Origin of the sequence: Companilactobacillus halodurans (genome assembly GCF_009600995.1) — a bacterium.
GTDB classification, from domain to species: domain Bacteria; phylum Bacillota; class Bacilli; order Lactobacillales; family Lactobacillaceae; genus Companilactobacillus; species Companilactobacillus halodurans.
This window is the reverse complement of record NZ_VDFO01000048.1, coordinates 1-19,414: the sequence shown is the minus strand read 5'-3', so window position 1 is coordinate 19,414 and position 19,414 is coordinate 1. Positions and strand designations below refer to the sequence as shown.

16 protein-coding genes are annotated in these 19,414 nt (G+C 36.4%); 10 read left to right on the top strand and 6 right to left on the bottom strand.

From position 1 onward, the window contains the following. Positions 1–133 precede the first annotated feature (133 nt). The 3 genes from FHL05_RS11075 to nagB form a co-directional block, all read right to left on the bottom strand. Positions 134–1,507: an APC family permease gene (locus tag FHL05_RS11075; RefSeq protein WP_153522725.1), complete on the bottom strand. Its 1,374-nt coding sequence runs from the start codon at positions 1,505–1,507 to the stop codon at positions 134–136. 76 nt (positions 1,508–1,583) lie between these two features. Further along, the gene (locus tag FHL05_RS11070; protein WP_153386622.1) at positions 1,584–2,726 is read right to left on the bottom strand and encodes a glycosyltransferase; all 1,143 of its coding nucleotides are present in this window, start codon (positions 2,724–2,726) and stop codon (positions 1,584–1,586) included. A gap of 110 nt (positions 2,727–2,836) precedes the next feature. Beyond that, entirely contained in the window at positions 2,837–3,541 is a 705-nt protein-coding gene (gene nagB, locus FHL05_RS11065) for a glucosamine-6-phosphate deaminase (protein WP_153386624.1), read from the bottom strand. A 181-nt stretch (positions 3,542–3,722) separates the two neighbouring features. Here nagB and FHL05_RS11060 point away from each other — a divergent pair, with 181 nt between their 5' ends. After that, on the top strand, positions 3,723–4,568 hold the full coding sequence (locus FHL05_RS11060; RefSeq protein ID WP_153386626.1) for an alpha/beta fold hydrolase: 846 nt from the start codon (positions 3,723–3,725) through the stop codon (positions 4,566–4,568). Positions 4,569–4,697: 129 nt separating this feature from the next. On the opposite strand, the gene FHL05_RS11055 is transcribed toward FHL05_RS11060, so the two are convergent. After that, positions 4,698–5,228, bottom strand: coding sequence for a hypothetical protein (locus FHL05_RS11055; RefSeq protein WP_153522723.1), 531 nt, complete (start codon positions 5,226–5,228; stop codon positions 4,698–4,700). A 211-nt stretch (positions 5,229–5,439) separates the two neighbouring features. On the opposite strand from FHL05_RS11055, the gene FHL05_RS11050 reads away from it, so the two are divergent. Next, positions 5,440–5,994, top strand: coding sequence for a cysteine hydrolase family protein (locus tag FHL05_RS11050; RefSeq protein ID WP_153522721.1), 555 nt, complete (start codon positions 5,440–5,442; stop codon positions 5,992–5,994). A 187-nt stretch (positions 5,995–6,181) separates the two neighbouring features. On the opposite strand, the gene FHL05_RS11045 is transcribed toward FHL05_RS11050, so the two are convergent. Beyond that, complete coding sequence (locus tag FHL05_RS11045) at positions 6,182–8,227, bottom strand: KUP/HAK/KT family potassium transporter (RefSeq protein WP_153522719.1); 2,046 nt, start codon at positions 8,225–8,227, stop codon at positions 6,182–6,184. 184 nt (positions 8,228–8,411) lie between these two features. Between FHL05_RS11045 and FHL05_RS11040 the strand changes: the two genes are divergently transcribed. Next, the gene (locus tag FHL05_RS11040; protein ID WP_153522717.1) at positions 8,412–9,590 is read left to right on the top strand and encodes an ammonium transporter; all 1,179 of its coding nucleotides are present in this window, start codon (positions 8,412–8,414) and stop codon (positions 9,588–9,590) included. A 13-nt stretch (positions 9,591–9,603) separates the two neighbouring features. On the opposite strand, the gene FHL05_RS11035 is transcribed toward FHL05_RS11040, so the two are convergent. Continuing rightward, entirely contained in the window at positions 9,604–10,368 is a 765-nt protein-coding gene (locus tag FHL05_RS11035; RefSeq protein WP_153522714.1) for a DUF1003 domain-containing protein, read from the bottom strand. Between the two features lie 162 nt (positions 10,369–10,530). On the opposite strand from FHL05_RS11035, the gene FHL05_RS11030 reads away from it, so the two are divergent. The 7 genes from FHL05_RS11030 to FHL05_RS11000 all read left to right on the top strand — a co-directional run bounded on the left by FHL05_RS11030 (position 10,531) and on the right by FHL05_RS11000 (position 19,282). Next, the gene (locus FHL05_RS11030; protein ID WP_153386635.1) at positions 10,531–13,302 is read left to right on the top strand and encodes a sigma-54-dependent transcriptional regulator; all 2,772 of its coding nucleotides are present in this window, start codon (positions 10,531–10,533) and stop codon (positions 13,300–13,302) included. A gap of 161 nt (positions 13,303–13,463) precedes the next feature. Beyond that, positions 13,464–13,892 carry a PTS sugar transporter subunit IIA gene (locus tag FHL05_RS11025; RefSeq protein WP_153386637.1) on the top strand — a complete coding sequence of 143 codons (429 nt, stop codon included), beginning with the start codon at positions 13,464–13,466 and terminating at the stop codon, positions 13,890–13,892. Positions 13,893–13,906: 14 nt separating this feature from the next. Next, positions 13,907–14,377, top strand: coding sequence for a PTS sugar transporter subunit IIB (locus tag FHL05_RS11020; RefSeq protein WP_153386639.1), 471 nt, complete (start codon positions 13,907–13,909; stop codon positions 14,375–14,377). Positions 14,378–14,388: 11 nt separating this feature from the next. Next, entirely contained in the window at positions 14,389–15,213 is an 825-nt protein-coding gene (locus FHL05_RS11015; RefSeq protein WP_162000290.1) for a PTS sugar transporter subunit IIC, read from the top strand. After that, entirely contained in the window at positions 15,210–16,043 is an 834-nt protein-coding gene (locus FHL05_RS11010; RefSeq protein WP_153386643.1) for a PTS system mannose/fructose/sorbose family transporter subunit IID, read from the top strand. Before FHL05_RS11015 ends, FHL05_RS11010 begins: the two co-directional genes overlap by 4 nt. A gap of 11 nt (positions 16,044–16,054) precedes the next feature. Further along, positions 16,055–18,364, top strand: coding sequence for a glycoside hydrolase family 95 protein (locus FHL05_RS11005; protein WP_153522710.1), 2,310 nt, complete (start codon positions 16,055–16,057; stop codon positions 18,362–18,364). Between the two features lie 54 nt (positions 18,365–18,418). Then, on the top strand, positions 18,419–19,282 hold the full coding sequence (locus FHL05_RS11000) for a GRP family sugar transporter (RefSeq protein ID WP_153386852.1): 864 nt from the start codon (positions 18,419–18,421) through the stop codon (positions 19,280–19,282). The last annotated feature ends 132 nt before the right edge of the window (positions 19,283–19,414 follow it).

Below are 19,414 nucleotides of genomic sequence, written 5' to 3'. Positions count from 1 at the left end.
ATGGATTTAGAAATCTTGACCATTTTATTAAGAGAATAAGATTGATTTGCGCATAAAAAAAGTACCCTCAATGAGGGTACTTAATAAGCTCAAAAATCATTCATCAATACGATTTGACAAAGAGCCAGATTTTTTAGTTAACTTTTCGATATCCATAACAGAAGTAAACAATTATTCCAATCAAGAACCACGCAATAAAGGCAATCCATGAATTGATGCTTACTTGCGTCATTAAAAGAACGCACAACACAACTGAGATGATTGGCAACCAAGGATAAAAGGGAACTTTGAAGTCACTTTTAGGGACATCAGAACGATGTCTCAACTTGATTATTCCAAGAGCGACGAAAGTAAAGGATACTAAGGTCCCAATGTTGACCAAACTCGTTAGCTCATTCAAAGATACGAAACCACCTAGCAAAATAGCCAAAATGGTAATCGTATTTAAGGCTAAGATAGGCGTTTTAGCTTTTGAATCGATTTTTCCAAAATTATTTGGAATCATGCCATCGCGACCGAGAGCATAAATCAAGCGTGACCCGCCATAAACGGTGTTCAGCATCATCGTAAACATCCCAGCTAAGGCTCCGACTGTAATTAAGAAGGCCACTTTGCCTAGTTTTACGAAGTTCAAAGCGTAAACGACTGGATCAGCGTAATTCAAATCCTTATAGTTGACCATTCCTGTCAAAACAGCTGACAAAATCACGTATAAAATCGCACATACGGCTAAAGAAACCATGATACTGATAGGAATATTTTTTTGCGGATCTTTGACTTCTGGTGCTGACGACGGAATGACATCAAATCCTAAATAGGCAAAGAAAACTAAAGCCGCTCCCTTGACGACGCCAAGGCCACCATGAGGAAAGTAGGGATGATAGTTTTCTGGCTTGATGTAAAAAAGTCCGATGACGATAAAAGTTAAAATAACAGCAATCTTAACGAAAACCATGACTGTATTCATTCGTGCCGAAGCTTGAATGCCGCGACGCAGCAATAGATAAATCAAAATTAAGACAATTATCGCTGGCAAGTTAATGAACGTACCTTTACTAGGATCAAAGGGTCCAACTAAAGCTTTGGGCAAAACGACGCCAAAACTATTGAAAAGACTGACGAAGTAGGCTGAAAAACCAGACGAAACAGCTGAGACGCCTAAGGTGTATTCCAAACACAAAGCCCAGCCAATCAACCAACCAGGAAATTGGCCAAAAATGATGCTTCCGTATGAATATGTACTACCGGCAACCGGAAAAGTTGAAGATAATTCCGCAAAACACATCGCCGTTAAGATGCAAACGATAGCCGCCAGAATAAAAGAGATCGTGATACTGGGGCCAGTTGTCCCATAAGCGACGATACCCGGTAGAATAAAAATACCGGTACCAATAATGGCACCGATTCCCATGGAAATGAGATTTCCACGCGTTAGGATCTTCTCGAATTGAGCATCACCTGCGGCAAATTCTTTAAAATCTGCCTTTTTAAATAATTTTTCTTTCATAATTTACCACCTAAACACAACTTGTCTAGGTTACTGGTTCACTAAGTATCTTGTCAATATCTCAGGGTAAATTACGTTAAATGCTTTCGATAATATTAACGAAATCTTTCAAAGTATGTGACCATTGGATAGTCTTTAAATACTTTTGCGCATTAGTATTGTTATCTTTCAAGTAGCTGACATCATTTTGAACAGTCATGAAGAGGTTAGCTAATGCATTTTCGTCAAAGTTGAGTGAAAAACTGCAATCCTTAGGAATGAAGTACTTGCCGGTGCCTTCCTTGAAGTCGATAAACGGCAAACCAGTGCTCATCATTTCAAAGGGTACAAGTGAAAAGTTGGTCATCGAAGGAGCAATACCGAAATCACACTTGTCATATAGGTCTCTCATTTGTTGTTTGGTGAGTTTACCTAAGTTTTCACCATTGATGAATTTCTTATCCTTGTCTGAACCGAAGTAGTGGATATTTAATCTCACGCCATCGCGTTCTTCCAAGATTTTCTTGGTATTCATTAAAACCAATTGAATATTGATTGGTGCTCGACGAGGGCTGACCCATTTAGTATAAACAGCTAAATCAAAAGTCTTTTTGCCTGCGTAAGCATCGAAATCTCTAGTTTGATAAGGATAGCTTTCCAAATCAACAGGGAAAGTAATCTGATCAATCTTGCTGTGACCTGAACAGTTGTCTTGAACCATCTTGGCACACCATGGTCCGAGTGAAATCATGTGTAACCCTAACTCGTAAGATTTCTTGGCCATTTGATAACGGTCACCGAAGGGATAAAAATAAGGCTCGTAATCTTGAACGAAGTACATCTTGTAACCCGGTTTGTTCTTAATTACGTAAGCTGATTCCCAAAGAGTTGCAAACCAAATATCAGATTTGTGAGTATCAAGTACATCCATACTCAAGCAAGTCCCTTGATAGTTGTGATAGTTTGCCTCAGCGTTTGCTTCCATTTCTTCGGTAGTTTGTGGAACATAGCTTAGATAGTAAACGTCATATCCTTTTTTACTCAATAACGTTCCTAAGTGAAGCATCGTTGTTTGTCCACCGTCATACTCAATGATACCGGTCGTTACAAAGGTAATAGACTTATAAACGTCTTTTTTATCTTGAACTGCTGGTTGGTCATTGAAGTATTTTAGAATCGAATCGTAATCGTGAATATCTCCATTGCTGACATCTTGTATCTTATGTTCTTGTTTTTGCAAATAACCGCCTTCCAATCTTTTTTTTAGGTTACATAATATATTGTACCCCAAAAAAAGACCATCAAAGTGGAAATCCACTTTGATGGCTAGATGTTGTAAATTAATTTGTCTTATTTGAGTTTTGAAGCAGCATCATCATCAAGAATGATTGTTACATCAGGGTGATTTTGCAAAGCACTTGCTGGGCAATCTTCGGTAACAGGACCGTCAACGGTTGCGGCAATTGCATCGGCTTTGTTCTTGCCATAAGCTACAAGAATGATTTTCTTAGCTTTCATGATTGAGCCGATACCCATTGAGTAGGCAAAACGAGGAACGTCTTTTTCATCATCGAAGAAACGTGTGTTAGCTTCGATTGTTGATTCAGTTAAACCAACTTTTCTAGTTGTGCCATCGAATGGTGAGCCTGGTTCGTTAAAACCGATGTGACCATTTCTACCGATACCGAGAATTTGGAGATCAATAGGATTATCTTCGATAATCTTATCGTAAGCTTTAGTAGCAGCTTCTGCGTCAGGATTTGAACCATCAGGAACATATGAGTTCTTGAAAGGTTTCTTATTAAAGAGATGTTCTTTCATGAAGTAGTGGTAACTTTGTTCGTTATCAGGTTGTAAGCCAACATATTCATCCAAGTTAACGGAAGTAATGTTTGAAAAATCAATGTCGCTACTTGTCATTTCATTGTAAAGCGTGATTGGGCTACTACCAGTTGCTAAGCCAAGCACCTTAGCTCCGTTTTCAATATCATTTTTAACGATTTCGAAAGCTTCTTTACCGCCCATTTGTTGATCTTTAACTTTAATTATATTCATTTTATAATCTCCCATCTCTATCTTTCTGGTCTAGTCCAATCTAATGCATTTTCACTAGATTGTCAATAAAATAAAACCGATAAGTAAAAAATATTTTAAAAATCGCCAGAATCAATGCAAAATCTTCATAAGTTAGGTATATTTTTTAATAAGAGAGAAAAACTAAAGAGGCAGAATAAATTTGGAAAAAATATTATCTACGTCCGAGGGCAGTGTAAATACTAATTTGGTTAAATCCCAAAAGGGCAAAGGCGTTATCGTCCTAATTCCAGGGATTAACGGATCGATTGAGTATTTTAATGAAATAATCCCCTATTTAAAAGACAAATATACCGTCGTTGCACTTGATTTATTAGGGCAAGGCAAGTCGACTGGAGCAAAAAATGATCACTACACGATTGATGCACAAGCTTGGAATATGCTTGAAGCAATCGCCAGAATGAAGATAACTGACCAATTGGTTATTTTTGGATACGGAGTCGGTGGACTAGTTGCCTTAAACATGGCAGAATTGCGTGGATTCACGATTTCTAAGTTAATCTTGTTGAACACACCAGCTAATGATAAGTACGCTGATATGGACGCACATTCATCCGTAGCAAGTATTCCATTGTTAGGAAAGCTCGCAAAATCTCCGGTGAAAGCAGGGATGTTCTTTGATAAGAACTTTGATAAGACGACCTTGAAGAATCCTAAAGTAGTCGATGAAGCCGCCAACGCAGTAGAACATAAAGCAGCTAAAAAACTACAAAAGATGTCGACTGCTTACTTGGAAGAAAAAGCTCTAAATAAGAGACTTCGTGCAGTCAAAATTCCGACCCTTGCGTTATTTGGTGACGGAGATCAAGTTTTGACCGAAAATGGGATCAAAGATGCCAAAGCATCAATTGGTCGTGTTCCTGACTTACAAATCGAAGACATCAAAGGTGCCGGACATTTAGCTATGTTGGAAAAACCAGAAGAAGTTGCTCAAAAAATCATCAAATTCGATGAGACAACAGTTAAAAAAGAGGATAACAAAGATTAATTTTTTATCTTTAAAGCAACTGTATGATAGTTTAAAAAAAGTCTATCAGAAGATACATTTTGAACTATATCGAAGGGATGAAAAAATGACCTAGTACTCGTCAATTGGACGATTGCTAGGTCATTTTTGTTAGTTGCTTAATTTAACCGGTTTGATTAAGTCTTTGTGTTTTTGGGAACTGGCAACAGGGACATATTTCTTGCCATCTTTATAGACGAATTGGATGACATCGTAATTATTAGCTAACTTCTTAGCCTGAGTGGAAACAATATTTTGAATCGAGTGAATATAAACTTTTTGATCATCAGACGCTTGATTGTTTTGAACCGCTTCATAGGAAGCTTTTAAATACTTCTGAGTTTGCGGATCAGTCAGCTTAATAATGATGACAGTATGGGGCTTGTTGCTAGTCTGGTCATTGATGTTATGTTCCTCTTTGATTTGCACCACGCGACCATTTTGGTTGAACTTCTTATTGATATTTTTCTTAATAGCACTGTAATTAGCCTTAGGTTGAGTTTGTGCAGTATTTGGCACTGATTGATTGATACTTGGCATTTTCCAAGTGAAATAAGTCAATACAGCCGCAAAAATGACAACGACAATCAGTGCTATCGTGAGAAATACTTTATTGATTGGTCCACGTCTATTTTTATGCATATTAAAGCCCCTATTTCTTTAATATTTAGGGTGATTATAACATATGTTTTTTAGTGGGGATTTGGTTATTAAGTAATTGAGATGGCTTACTTCTAAAATGTCTATAATTATTGATAGTTTATAATAATAAAATGCAAAAATATTGACGTAGACAAAGTTTCCTTAATAATAAAAATGTATACAAAAAATAGGCAGAAAGCAGGAGATTATTATGTCTTCACATCAAGCGTTATTGATTATCGATTACACCAACGATTTCGTTGCTAAAGATGGGGTCTTGAATTGCGGCGAACCGGGACGTAAGATTGCACCAAATATTTTGAAGTTAGCAAAAGAGATGTATCAAAACGATGATTGGATTTGGTTGCCAACGGATGTTCACAAGCCAAATGATCCATATCATCCGGAAACCAAGCTTTTCCCACCTCATAATGTTAGAGATTCTTGGGGTAGAGAATTGTATGGCGATTTAAAGAATTGGTTTGAAGAACATGATGATAAAGAACAAGTTAAGTTGTTCGATAAGACTCGTTATAGCGCCTTTGCGGGGACTGATTTAGACCTTCGTTTGCGGGAAAGACAGATTGACACTTTGCATTTAGTGGGTGTTTGTACGGATATTTGTGTCTTGCATACGGCGGTCGATGCTTACAATTTGAATTATAAGATTGTGGTTCATGAGGATTGCGTGGCTTCGTTTAATCAGGCTGGACATGATTGGGCTTTGGGACATTTTAAGGATAGTTTGGGTGCTGAGGTTGTTTAGATTTTTTTGATTGTAACGATGGTAAAACGGTGAGTAATACATAAAAAAGAGATGATGATATTTTTAATAACCATCGTCTCTTTTTTTTATTTGCTAAGTATGCTGAAACGAGCTGCGCAAGGGCAACCCATTCCGGTTAAGCCTATTTCCCATCTCGTCTGCTCCGCAGCCAAGCTGTGAAATTGTCTTAATCCTCGTGGGCTGGGCGCCCTTGCTCGCTCTCTGTATTTTTGATCTTAGCTTCTGTCAAATACTGATCTTGCCTAATTCCTAAGAACAATGGAACTTTTTCTTCTACAACATCGCTAAATTCCAAGCCGTACCATAGTGCTGGTGGGATTGTGATGTCTTGTAATAGGATTCTTCCTCCTATCAATAATCTGTCCAAGCCACTCATGAAGTCTTGGGCTCCTAGGTCTTGGAATTGCTGGTTTTGGATGATGAATTTGAAGGATCCGACGCGGCGTTTTGGTACCATTGAGTAATTAGGTGTTTGGTCGTCGATGATTTTTTTGTCCAATAGAGCGTTGATGATTTGGCGGATGTAAATGTTGACGTGTTGAGATTTTTTAAAGCCTAAATTCAAATTTACTTTGATAACGTTTCTGGTATGCATCATGTCAACTGTGTAGTTGCATTCATATGGAGCGCTGGTTTGGTTAACGGTGATGAACCAATAGACTTTGGCTCGTTTAGGTTGTTGGTCAAGGATGGAATAGATGATTGAACGTTTAATTGAGTAATCGTCGCCTAACTTGGTCATGTAGACTAAATTAGTTGAATAAGTTGGAATGGATTGATCTTTACTCAGCTTTTCTAATTGTGGGATAAAGTCGAGTAAAGAGACATTTTCGCTTTCGGCCATATGAGCATCGCGACGCTTGTTTCCAAAGTACCAAATAACCATCACACTAAGGATTATTAGAGTGATTATAACAGTGACATAACCACCATGAATGAATTTAACTAGGCTGGAAAGTAAGAATAAACTTTCAAGAGCAAAGAAAGCGACCAAGAAAATGTTGGCACATAGTGGGTGCTTTTTCATGAGCAAAAATTGGTGCAGCAATAAAGTTGTCATTAACATTGTCATCGTGATTGCTAAGCCATAGGCTGCCTCCATGTGTTCTGAAGTCCCAAAGCCCCAAACGATGCCGATTGTGACTATACAAAGCATCCAGTTGACTGATTCGATATAGAGCTGACTTTGAACTTTGCCAGGGAATTTAACTTTCAAAAGCGGCAAAATCTTCAAACCGATAGCTTCTTGAACTAATGTAAATGAGCCCGTGATGAGGGCTTGAGAAGCAATGATGGCTGCTAATGTAGCAATGATTATGGCAAAAATTTTAAAATTATCCGGTAACATTTCATAAAAAGGATTGATGCCAGAGATGTTCTTGAACTGATTATTAGTAGAGTTAGCAATCACCCAAGCAGCTTGTCCTAAGTAGTTGAGCATCAGCATCGAACAGACAAAAGGCCAAGTAGCGTAAATATTTCGTTTGCCGACTTGCCCCATATCAGAATAAAGTGCTTCAGCCCCAGTAGTAGCCAAAAAGACGCTCCCTAATATAAAAATACCGACTTTGTTAACAGGACTAAAGAGGACTTTGATTGCGTAAACTGGTGAAAGAGCGCTTAAAACGCCAAAATCGCTAAAAAGATTGAGCAAGCCTGCCAGACCGATAAAGCTAAACCAGATTAACATGATGGGACCAAAAGAACGGCCAATTTTATCAGTGCCAAATTTTTGGATGATAAAAATGGTCAATAAAATCACCGTTACAATAATTAAAACGGTCGATTGTTGATTAGAAAAGGTTAAGTTGCCAAAATGTTGACCTTTGACGCCTTCCATCGCTGAAGTTACCGTTACGGCCGGGGTCAAGGTTCCATCAGCTAAGAGGGCGGAACCACCGATCAAAGCGGGAATAATCAGCCATTTTCCTTGTGGTTTGACTAAGGCGTAAAGAGCGAAGATGCCACCTTCATTATTGTTGTCAGCTTTCATGGCAATCAAAACGTATTTGATAGTGGTAATCAGCATTAAAGTCCAAAAAATCAAAGAAACGCTGCCGAGAATATATTCTGGCTTAACATCAGCCATAGTTCCGGCATCGCTAATAATTGCGTTCATAACATAAAGAGGTGAAGTTCCAATATCGCCATAGACGATGCCGAGTGTTATCAGCATGCCGATAGCGGATAAAGTTGATTTTTTCTTTTCCATGATAACCTCCCCAAGATTGAAGAATCTGGAAACAAGCTATTTTTATATCGCCCATTATAGTGTTTTAATATGTTTTTAAAAATAATTATGAACCGAGTAATTCAAATTGGTATACATAAAATAAAAAATATAATACAATGCTGAAAATGAAGAGGGAACTTCAGACGAAAAGAATGTGATTGTTATGAATGCTCTGTTTATGATTCTTTCAGCGATACTGGTCTTTATCATGGTCCCAGGCATTGCCATATTCTACAGTGGCTTCGTTCCAAAGCGCGACGTGACAAGGATTTTGTTTGATAGCTTTTTGATGTTTGGAATAGCATGTTTATTGTGGATCATTATTGGATTTTCAGCGTCATTTGAAGGCAATAACTTTGGACTGATTGGAAATTTCCACCATCTATTTTTATCAGGTGTAGACTTATCGTCTAATTATGGCAATACTGGTTTGCCAACAGCCGTTTATCTACTTTTTCAAATGATGTTTGCGATTTTAACGCCAGCTCTATTTTTAGGCGCCGTTGCTAGTCGAACGCGAATCAGGTTCGTCATTTGGTTTGTAATCTTATGGTCGTTGTTGATTTATTATCCATTAGCGCATATTGTCTGGTCGCCCAATGGTTTCTTGATGCAGCTGGGTGTATTAGATTTTGCTGGTGGGACAGTTATTCATATCGACGCCGGCTTAACAGCTTTGATTTTAGCCGTTATGTTGCGCAAGCCTTATCAATACAATCACGAAGAAGTTACTGGAAATTCGCTTTGGATTTTACTAGGAACAATCCTTTTATGGGTCGGCTGGTACGGATTCAATGCTGGCAGTGCTTTGAAACTTAATTTTCAAGCAGTTAATGCCTTTTTTACAACGACGATTGCTGCTTGTTCAGGACTAGTCACTTGGATGATTCTCGAAGAAAAATTCAAATCTCAAGTCAGTTTGACAGGTATTTGTACCGGCAGTATCTGCGGTTTAGTTGGAATCACTCCTGGAACTGGGTATGTAACAATCTTTGGAGCGTTTCTAATTGGCATAATCTCAACTATCGGTAGTTTCTATTTTATGAATTACTTAAAGTATCAATGGCATTTAAATGATTATCTGGATATTTTCGGATGTCACGGTGTTAGTGGGATAATTGGTTCAATTTGCGTTGGGCTGTTTGCAACGAATTCAGTTAACAAAGATGTCGTCAATAATGGTTTTTTCTATGGAGGCGGGATAAAATTATTATCCGTGCAACTATTTGGGGTATTGTTTACAAGTCTCTTTGTCGGAATAATGGGCGTTGTCGTCGTCTTTGGTTTAAAGAAATTATTTAAAAATAATATTGGTATTGAAAAAACACTGGAATTAGTCTGATTCCAGTGTTTTTTTAGTTGCGTCTGTTAGGGTGTCTCGTATTGCGGTCTCTTTCGTGTTGATTATTGGCTTTAAGTGATTGAATTTCATTTTCTATTTCGCTAAGGACTTCAATTTGCATCTTTTGAATATCGAGGATATGAGGCCATTGCACTTCATTCAATTGGTCGAGCTTCTTGTGAAGAATCCTGATTTCCATTTCCGACTTAGTGTTGGTCTTGTAATCATTTTCGGAATCGAAGCGGTCACGGTCAGCTTGTCTGTTTTGACTCATCATGATAATTGGTGCTTGAATAGCAGCCACGCAACTCAAGAATAAGTTCAATAAAATAAAAGGATAGGGGTCAAAATTAATTCCAAATAAATGGACGATGTTGATAGCCATCCAAATGACTAAAATAACAGTGAAGACGATAATAAAGCCCCAGCTACCGCCAAATTTGGCAACTGCATCGGCCATTCTTTGGCCTTTAGTTCGTTTGCCGTAGACGGTGTCATTAATATTCTTGATGACATAAGTGTCTTTAGCTAATTCTTTTTTTAATTCGTCGCTCATTTGGTGATCGATGTTGAGATCTTGGTCGATGATACCCTGCATTTTTGAAATACGCAGTTTTTGCATATCCTTTAAACAGATAAATGACGACTCCCTGGCGTCATTATTCACCTTTAAAACCTGTTCTTTTAGAAGGTCGCTTAAGTCACGTAAGAAGAGTCCTTCCATAATTGTGAAACGATTGCCGCAAACTACACAAATTTGATTTTTTTTAATTGCCATGATTTCACGCCCTTTAAGTTATTCATCACAAGTATAAGTTTGGACAAAAATTAAAGCAAAACTGGGAACTAATAAAAATAAAAATTTTATTTTTGATTAATTTGATTATAATATGGTATTAGTAATCGGTTTCATCGTGTGAACAGAAATGAAGGAAAGCATATGAGAAGGATAGAAACAATTGCTAGTGAAATTTCAAATTTATTCAATAATTTAACTAAAGAAACATTGATTGAAAATGGTGGTATTTCAGCTTCCACCTTAGCTGACAAATTGGGACTAAGTCGTTCAAATGTCAGTGCCGACCTTAATAAATTATTTAGACAGGGTGAGCTAGTTAAGGTCAAATCTTATCCAGTTTGTTATATTCCAGTAGATTCAATAAAGAAACTTTTTAATGTGTCGCAATTGCCAACACAAGAATTCAGTAATATTGAAGAATTAAAAGACCTTTCGGAAAATAAACCTCAAGAGAAAATTAAAGAAACACATGATCCTTTTGAAGAAATAATTGGATATGATGGCAGCCTAAAAAAGCCTATTTCTCAGGCTAAGGCTGCCGTATTTTATCCTCCACATGGTTTGCATATGTTGTTGTTAGGACCTACTGGTTCTGGTAAAACGTATTTTGCTAATAAAATTTATCAATATGCGGTTTATGAACATTTGTTGTCAGCAGATGCACCATTTAAAAGTTTTAATTGCGCTGATTATTATCAGAATCCGCAATTATTGTTATCGCAACTATTTGGTTATTGTAAAGGGGTCTTTACTGGTGCTGATGAAGATCACAAAGGTTTAGTTGAAGAAGCTGATGGCGGCATTCTTTTACTTGATGAAGTTCATCGGTTAACTCCCGAAGGACAAGAAATGCTCTTTTATTTGATTGATAATGGGATGTTCAGTCGTCTAGGCGATAATGGTACTAAGAGAAAAGCTAATGTTTTAATTATCTGTGCCACAACTGAGAACCCAAGCTCTACAATGCTTGATACTTTTTTAAGACGGATTCCAATGACGATTCAGATACCATCGTTAAAAGACCGTGGGATGAAAGAAAAAGTAGAATTAATCAAATATTTGATGTTACAAGAATCTAAAAGAGTTAAAAAATCTTTCAGAGTGGATATGGACGTTATCAATGCCTTGATTCATTCGGTCAATTACGGCAATGTCGGTCAGTTGAAGTCACAAATTCAGTTGACCTGTGCTCAAGCCTTTTTAAATAATCTTTACAATAAAACTGAAATTAGGATTGCTATTAAGGATTTGCCAGAAGAAATACGAGATGATTGGTTATCCAGCAGTCAAAATATTCAAAGATCCAAAGAAATATCGAAGTATGTCGACATTGTAACGGTGATTTCCCCAGGAGTGAGCCAATCAGATGAATTAGATGAGTATGATGATTCTAATATTTATAATTTGATTGAAGAAAAATATAATTACCTAAAGAAAAAAGGTATGAAAAGTGATCAGATTTATAAATACGTTTTGAATGATTTGCATCTGCATGTGAATAAATTTATTTCTAAAAATAGCGTTAATTATCATCTTTTAAAATTCATTGATCCCAAAGTCTATGATTTGACAGTTCAATTGAAAAAAATTGGCGAGAAAGAATTAAAAGTAAAATTTGACCGTAGATTTTTGTATTATGTTGGGATGCATATTGATTCGTATTACAAACGTGATAAACAAGAAAGCAATGTTGAGAATATCAATATTGAAGATGTTAAGAATAATTTTTCTAGCGAATATCATGTTGCCCAAATATTTGCGGAACAAATAAATAAAAAGCTCAACATTGATTTGCCAGAAATGGAAATCATTTACCTGACAATGTTGATTAATTCGATTGAAAAATTCGATGATAAAAAGACTGTTAGCGTTTTGGTCGCAGCTCATGGAAATTCAACTGCAACTTCAATGGTCGCAGTTTCAAAAGAATTATTAGGGACAGCGCCAATTTACTCGCTTGATATGCCATTGAATATTTCACCAGAAGAATTATTCGATAGTTTAGTTGAAAAAATTAAAACAATCGATAATGGCAAAGGCGTTTTGATGTTAGTTGATATGGGTTCTTTGAATATGATGGAAAATAAGCTGATGAAAAAAACTGGCATCAAGTTAAAAACTATCCCTAATGTCACGACCAGTATCGTTCTAGATACAGTTCGGAAAATTAATTATATGAATTTAGATTTAAACGGTATTTATGAATCAGTTTCCAAAGACTTTTCCGATTCGTATAAACTTGCAACCAGTGGTAAAACAAAAGTCATTTTGTCCATTTGCACTACTGGCGAAGGGACTGCCAAAAAGATTGAACAATTTTTAAATGATATAATAATTCACTATTCTGACGACAATGTGAAAGTTATTCGGGCTTCCGCATTACATTTAAAAGATTCAGTTGCCAAAGTAGATAAGAATTATCAAATTATTGCAAGCGTTGGGACTAAAGATCCTAAGTTAAACGTTCCTTTTGTTTCTTTGGAAGAATTAGTTTCTGGTCATGGAGAAGATGAATTGAAACGGGTCTTAGGAGTAAAAGTTAATAGCAAGAGGACTAATTCTAATAAGATGGTCATCAGCGATATTTGCTTAGATACGCTTAATAAATATCTCTTGTATTTGAATCCAACGCGGATTATTAAGATGCTAATGGATTGGATTAAAGAATTACAAATTCAGATGGGAAAGAATTTTAACAATTCAACGATTGTTAAATTAGTCGTTCACACAGCATTCTCATTTGAAAGATGCGTCAGTAAAAATCCTATTCATTATGATGATGAAGTCTCTAAAGAAGTAGCGAGTTTCTTGCCATTGTTGAATCAAACGATTAACCCGATGGAAAATAAGCTAGACTTACATTTAGATAAAGATGAGAAACTGTTTATTTGCGAAATATTAAACAGTGTATAAACAGTGTATTAAAAGCAACTCATGAGTGTATAAAAAGTGTTTCACTCTGAGCTGCTTTTATTTTTTTTGACTTTTTTAAGTCGCGTGATAGCAACCTTTGAGAAATTGATACACTTTTTGGCACCGATATTGCTTATATAAAGGTGAAAGGGGAAAAGGAAATGACAAAGATTGTAATTAGTGGACATGGGAAATTTTCGTTAGGTATGTTGAGTGCCTGTGAAATGATATTTGGTAAGACTGAAGATATTTCAGCAATTCCATTTATTCAAGGCGATACCATTGACGACTTGAAAAGTAAGTATAAAGAAGCCATGAACGATGACGATGAAGAATATTTATTTTTAATCGATTTGTTCAGTGGAACTCCTTATAACGCTATCGCTCAACTTATCATGGATAAAGATAATGTTGACATGGTGACAGGAACTAATTTGCCACTCGTGTTAGAAGCTGTTTCTAAAAGCAACGAAAAATTAGATTCCATTGTTAAAGATTTAAGAGATTGTTCTAAAGACAGTATCAAAATCTTTTCAGAAGAAAAAAATAAAACCGATATAGAAGAAACTGATGAAGATATTTCATTGTAGAAAGGAAGATAAAAATGGCAATTAAATTTGTAAGAATTGATGATAGATTGGTGCACGGACAGGTCGTGACTACTTGGGTCAAGAAAAATGATATTGAACAAATTATTATCGTAAACGATAAAGTTACTGAAAATAAAGTTCAAGAATCTGTTTTGAAAATGACTGCACCTTCTGGTGTAAGAATCGTTATCTTTGGAGTTGAAAAATTCATTCGAGTTTATAAGAAGAACCCAATCAAGAGAACAACGATGTTGATTTTTACAAATCCTAAGGATGTGTTCGAATGTGTCGACAACGGCGTAGAGATTCCTTACTTGAATGTTGGTCAAATGGGTAAAAATGATGAACGTGAAAAAGTAACAGCTGGTGTGGCCTTAGGAGATGAGGATAAGGATTACTTTAGAAAGATCATTGATGAAGGCATTGATGTTCAGATTCAAATGGTTCCAAACGACGGTATTACAGATATTAAAAAATTTCTTTGAGGGGATGACAAATTATGTTTGGTACAGCTATTTTACTGTCACTCATAACTGTTATTGCCACGGTTGATTATAACGGTCCATTGTTTCTCTTACACAGACCACTGATAACTGGTGCAATGGCTGGTTTGGTTATGGGTAACTTTACACAAGGTTTAATCATTGGTGCCACATTGGAATTGATGTGGTTAGGTGTTACAGGTATTGGTGGTTATACTCCACCAGATACTATTACAGGTGCCATTGTTGGTACAGCTTTTGGGATAATGTCAGGAAAAGGTGCAACAGCCGGAGTTGCTATTGCCGTACCTATTGCTGTCATTACTCAACAATTGGATGTTTTAGCTAAAACAGCAGATATCTATTTCCTAAATAAAGCTCAAAAAGATGCTGAAGTTGGGGAAATAAATCATATTGGTCTTTATCATTATTTGAGTTTGGCGACAATCGTTATTTTCAAAGTCGTTCCAGTCTTCTTAGCTGTCATGCTAGGTGGTAAATATGTTGCCGCATTGTTCGACAAGATTCCTAATGTCATTATGAACGGATTATCAGTCGCTGGTGGCATTTTACCTGCAATTGGTTTTGCGATGTTGTTAAATATGATGCTCAAGAAAGGTATGTGGGTCTTCTTACTAATTGGTTTCGTTTGTTCAGCCTTTGGTAATATGCCAACCGTTGGTATCGCCGTAGTTGGCGTTATCGTTGCTTACTTCTATGACATGATCAAATCAAAGAATGAACCTGCAGCAGAAACTGCAGAAGGTGGAGAAGAAACCCAAGACACCGAACAAGATTCAGATAAGTCTGATGACGATGAGGAGGATTACGACCTATGACAGATAAAGTTTCAAGTAAATCATCAAAAAATAAATTAGTTGGTAAAAAAGAATTAAACAAAGTCTTTGCCAGAAGTTTCTTTTATGGAGCTTCTTGGAATTATGAACGTATGCAAAACCTAGGATTCTTGTACACAATCCTACCTGTTTTGAAAAAGCTTTATGGAAAAAGTAAGACTGCCATGTCAAAAGCTATGAAGAGACACCTTGAATTCTTCAATACTCACCAATCAATGGCACCATTTATCTTAGGTGTTACCTCAGCTTTGGAAGAAGAAGATGGTAACGATCGTGCCGAAACGACAACTGGTATCAAAATTGGTTTGATGGGTCCTTTGTCAGGATTAGGCGACAGTCTTATCTGGTTGACTTTAGTTCCTATTTGTATGAGTTTAGGTGCTTCATACGGTAAAGTTGGTAATCCATTAGGTATTTTGATTTCTCTATTACTGTTTAATGCTATCAATATTCCATTGAAGTACTTTGGTTTAAAAGCTGGTTACACTGGTGGTTCACAATTGATTGAAAAGAGTTCCAGCAAAGGGACTTTGGACAGAATCACTAATATGGCCATTGCTTTAGGATTAGTTTTAGTTGGTGGATTAATTCCTCAAATGGTTACAGTAAAACTTGGACTTAAGTTCGTTCAAGGTGGATTGACAATTTCACTAAATAAAATTATTAACGATATTTTCCCAAAGATTATCCCTCTATTAGTAACGCTTGGAATTTACAAGTTGATTCACAAAGGGAAAAATCCAGTTATCTTGATTTTTGGAATCATGATTCTCTCAATTCTATTAGTTTGGATTCACGTTCTTGCTAAGTAAGGAGCTTTAATATGAAATTATGGTACAAACAAAGCGCCAACAATTGGAATGAAGCATTGCCTTTAGGGGATGGTCATCTAGGGGCAATGGTTTATGGCAACGTTAGAAATGAAATCGTTAGTTTGAATAATGAAGATATTTGGTATCGCGGACCTGCAGACCGAAACAATCCTGATTCAAGTAAATACCTCAATAAAGTCAGAAAATTGTTGATGAAACAAAAAGTCACTCAAGCTCAGGAATTGATGAAGCTATCAATGTTTGGGACCCCTAGAGATCAAAGCCATTATGAGTTTATGGGCGAATTGTTTATCGACCAAATCGATGTTGAAAATGATGAAGTAAAAGCATATCAACGTGATTTGAATTTAGATAAAGCCATCGCTTCTGTTCAATATCAAATTAATGATATTGAATATGAAAGAAGTTATTACATTAGCAAGAAATATCATGCCTTGGTCATTAAATATCAAAGTTCTAAGCCTAATAAATTGAATTTAAACCTCCAATTAGGTAGAGAAAAACGTTTTAGCGACCAAGTAAATAAAATTTCAGACAACAGCATCATCATGAGTGCTAGTGCCGGCGGCAGAAACGGTACTCACTTCAAAGTTGGATGCAGTTTGATAGCTGATGCAGGAACAGTCGAAACCATTGGTGAAACTATTGTTGGAAGAAATTTGTCTTCCGCAACGATTCTATTAACTTCTGACACTAACTATTCTCAAAAAGATGGTGATTTGGATTGCCAAAAAAATCTTAATAAGTTGTCAGCAGTCGATTGGGAATTTGAAACGAAGAACCATATTGCTACTTATCAAAAGCTATTCAACAGGGTAGCGTTACAAATCGATGAGTCAAAAATTGACGAGATACCAACTGATAAAAGATTGGAACAAGTAAAGAATGGTCAGACTGACCTTCATTTATTGCAGTTATACTTCGATTATGGCAGATACCTCTTGATTTCCTCTAGTCAGCCAGGTGGTTTGCCAGCTAATCTTCAAGGTATTTGGTCAGAAAATACTAATCCGATTTGGGGTTCTAAATTTACCATCAATATCAACATGCAAATGAATTACTGGATGAGTGGACCTTGTGATTTGTCCGAAATGGAAGAACCATTGTTTGATTTGTTGGACAATATGAGACCAAACGGCCGTATCACTGCTAAAAAAATGTATGGAGCCAGAGGTTTTACAGCACATCATAATACTGATGGATTCTTTGATACAGCCCCACAATCTCATACTATCGGTGCAGCGATTTGGCCAATGACAGTTCCTTGGTTATGTACGCATATTTTTGAACACTACTTGTTCAGTAACGATAAGGATTTCTTGATTAAAAATTATCCGATTATGAAAGAAGCGGCTCTTTTTTATGAGGATTACTTATTTGAATATAATGGTCATCTGGTAACTGGCCCATCCGTTTCCCCCGAAAACCGGTACCGTTTAGCAGATGGCACACAAGGTAATGTTTGCCTTTCACCTACAATCGATAATCAAATCCTTCGGTACTTCTTCAGTTGTTGTATTAAGAGTGCCAAAATCGTTAATGATTCCAGTGACTTTTCACAAAAAGTTCAAGAAATGAAATCGAAGTTGCCAGAAACAAAAATTGGCAAGCACGGTCAAGTTCAAGAATGGCTTGAAGATTATGATGAAGTGGAACCAGGACACAGACATATTTCACCACTGTTTGGACTTTTTCCTGGCAATGAAATCAACCAAGACAAAACACCTGAATTAATCAATGCCGCGAAGGTAACGATTAAGAGGAGACTCGAAAATGGCTCATATTTAAGTCATGAATCGAGAAACGATGCCATCAACAGTTGGACTAAAACTGGTTTTGTCGGTGGTAAGAGAACTGGTTGGAGTTCTGCTTGGTTAGTTAATTTCTTTGCTAGATTGCATGATGGCGATAAGGCATATGAAGAACTGACTGGTATGTTAAAGAATTCAACTTTGAATAATTTGTTCGACGATCACCCACCATTTCAAATTGATGGTAATTTTGGAGCAACAAATGGTATTTGTGAAATGTTGCTTCAGAGTCAAAATGATTATATTGAATTATTGCCAGCTTTGCCTAGTGCTTGGAATACCGGGAAATTTAGTGGATTGAGAGCACGTGACAATATCAAATTTGACGTCACATGGAAGAACACTAAAATTGAAAGTGTAGAAGTACATGGAGAACCTGATTCTAATTTGAATTTAGTCATTGCTAAAGAACATATGATTGATAATCAAGAATTCAAACAAAATATTTTATTGGATAAATCAGGCTATCAAGCAATCAAGTTTAATTAGTCTTGAATGAAGAGGGTACTTTTAAAAGAGTGCTCTTTTCTTTTTGGAGGGAAAATGGGAGCAATCTTATTATCACTAGTTCCAGCTATAGGTTGGGGCGCACAAGCGTTAGTTATGCAAAAAGTTGGCGGAAAATTTACTAATAAAGTTATGGGAATGGTTTTAGGAACTATTATCTTTTCTTTGTTAGTCTTGATATTTCGCCGACCGAATAATATTTCAAAAAATTTAATCATTGGATCATTGCTTTGCGGGATCTTTTGGTGTTTTGGACAGATGCTGCAAGTGAAATCTTTTGATTTGGTCGGAGTTACGATTACGATGCCAGTCAGCACTGGTGAACAGTTGTTAGGAACCACTTTAGTGAGTGCCATATATTTCAAAGAATGGACGACTAATTGGCAATTTATCTTAGGCATTAGTGCTATCTTAGTAATTATTTTGGGAGTTATTGTAATTTCCATGAAGAAAAATAGCAACTACGATAAGGCCAATGTGAAAAAAAGTTTTATCCTGTTGTTTTTCTCAACAATTGGGATGATGGGATATGCCATCATTCCTCGTTTATTCAACTTGAACGGCTGGGATATGTTATTCCCACAGGCTGTTTCAATGGTCGTGACGATGTTTATTCTGGTAATCACTCAAAAGGATAATCAGGCCTTTTCAAAGAAAACATTTGAAAATATTCCAACTGGATTATGCTTTGCGGTTGCTAATTTAGCTTTATTATTGAGTAATGAAATCAATGGTGTCGCAGTCGGTTTTACGATGTCGCAGTTGAATGTGGTCGTTTCTACTTTAGGTGGCATGATTTTCTTGCACGAAAAGAAAACTCATTCTGAGAAAATAAAGATAGTTATCGGCTTAAGTTTGATTATCATTGGTGCCGTTATGATTGGTATTACTAAAAACTAAAAAAAATTGGCTGTACGATAAATAAAGTTGATAGGTATTTTGCCATCAACTTTATTTTTGTATACCATTTATTAGTAATAACCATTTAAGAACACCAAAAAAGGACACCATTCATGCCCTTTAGATGTTCGA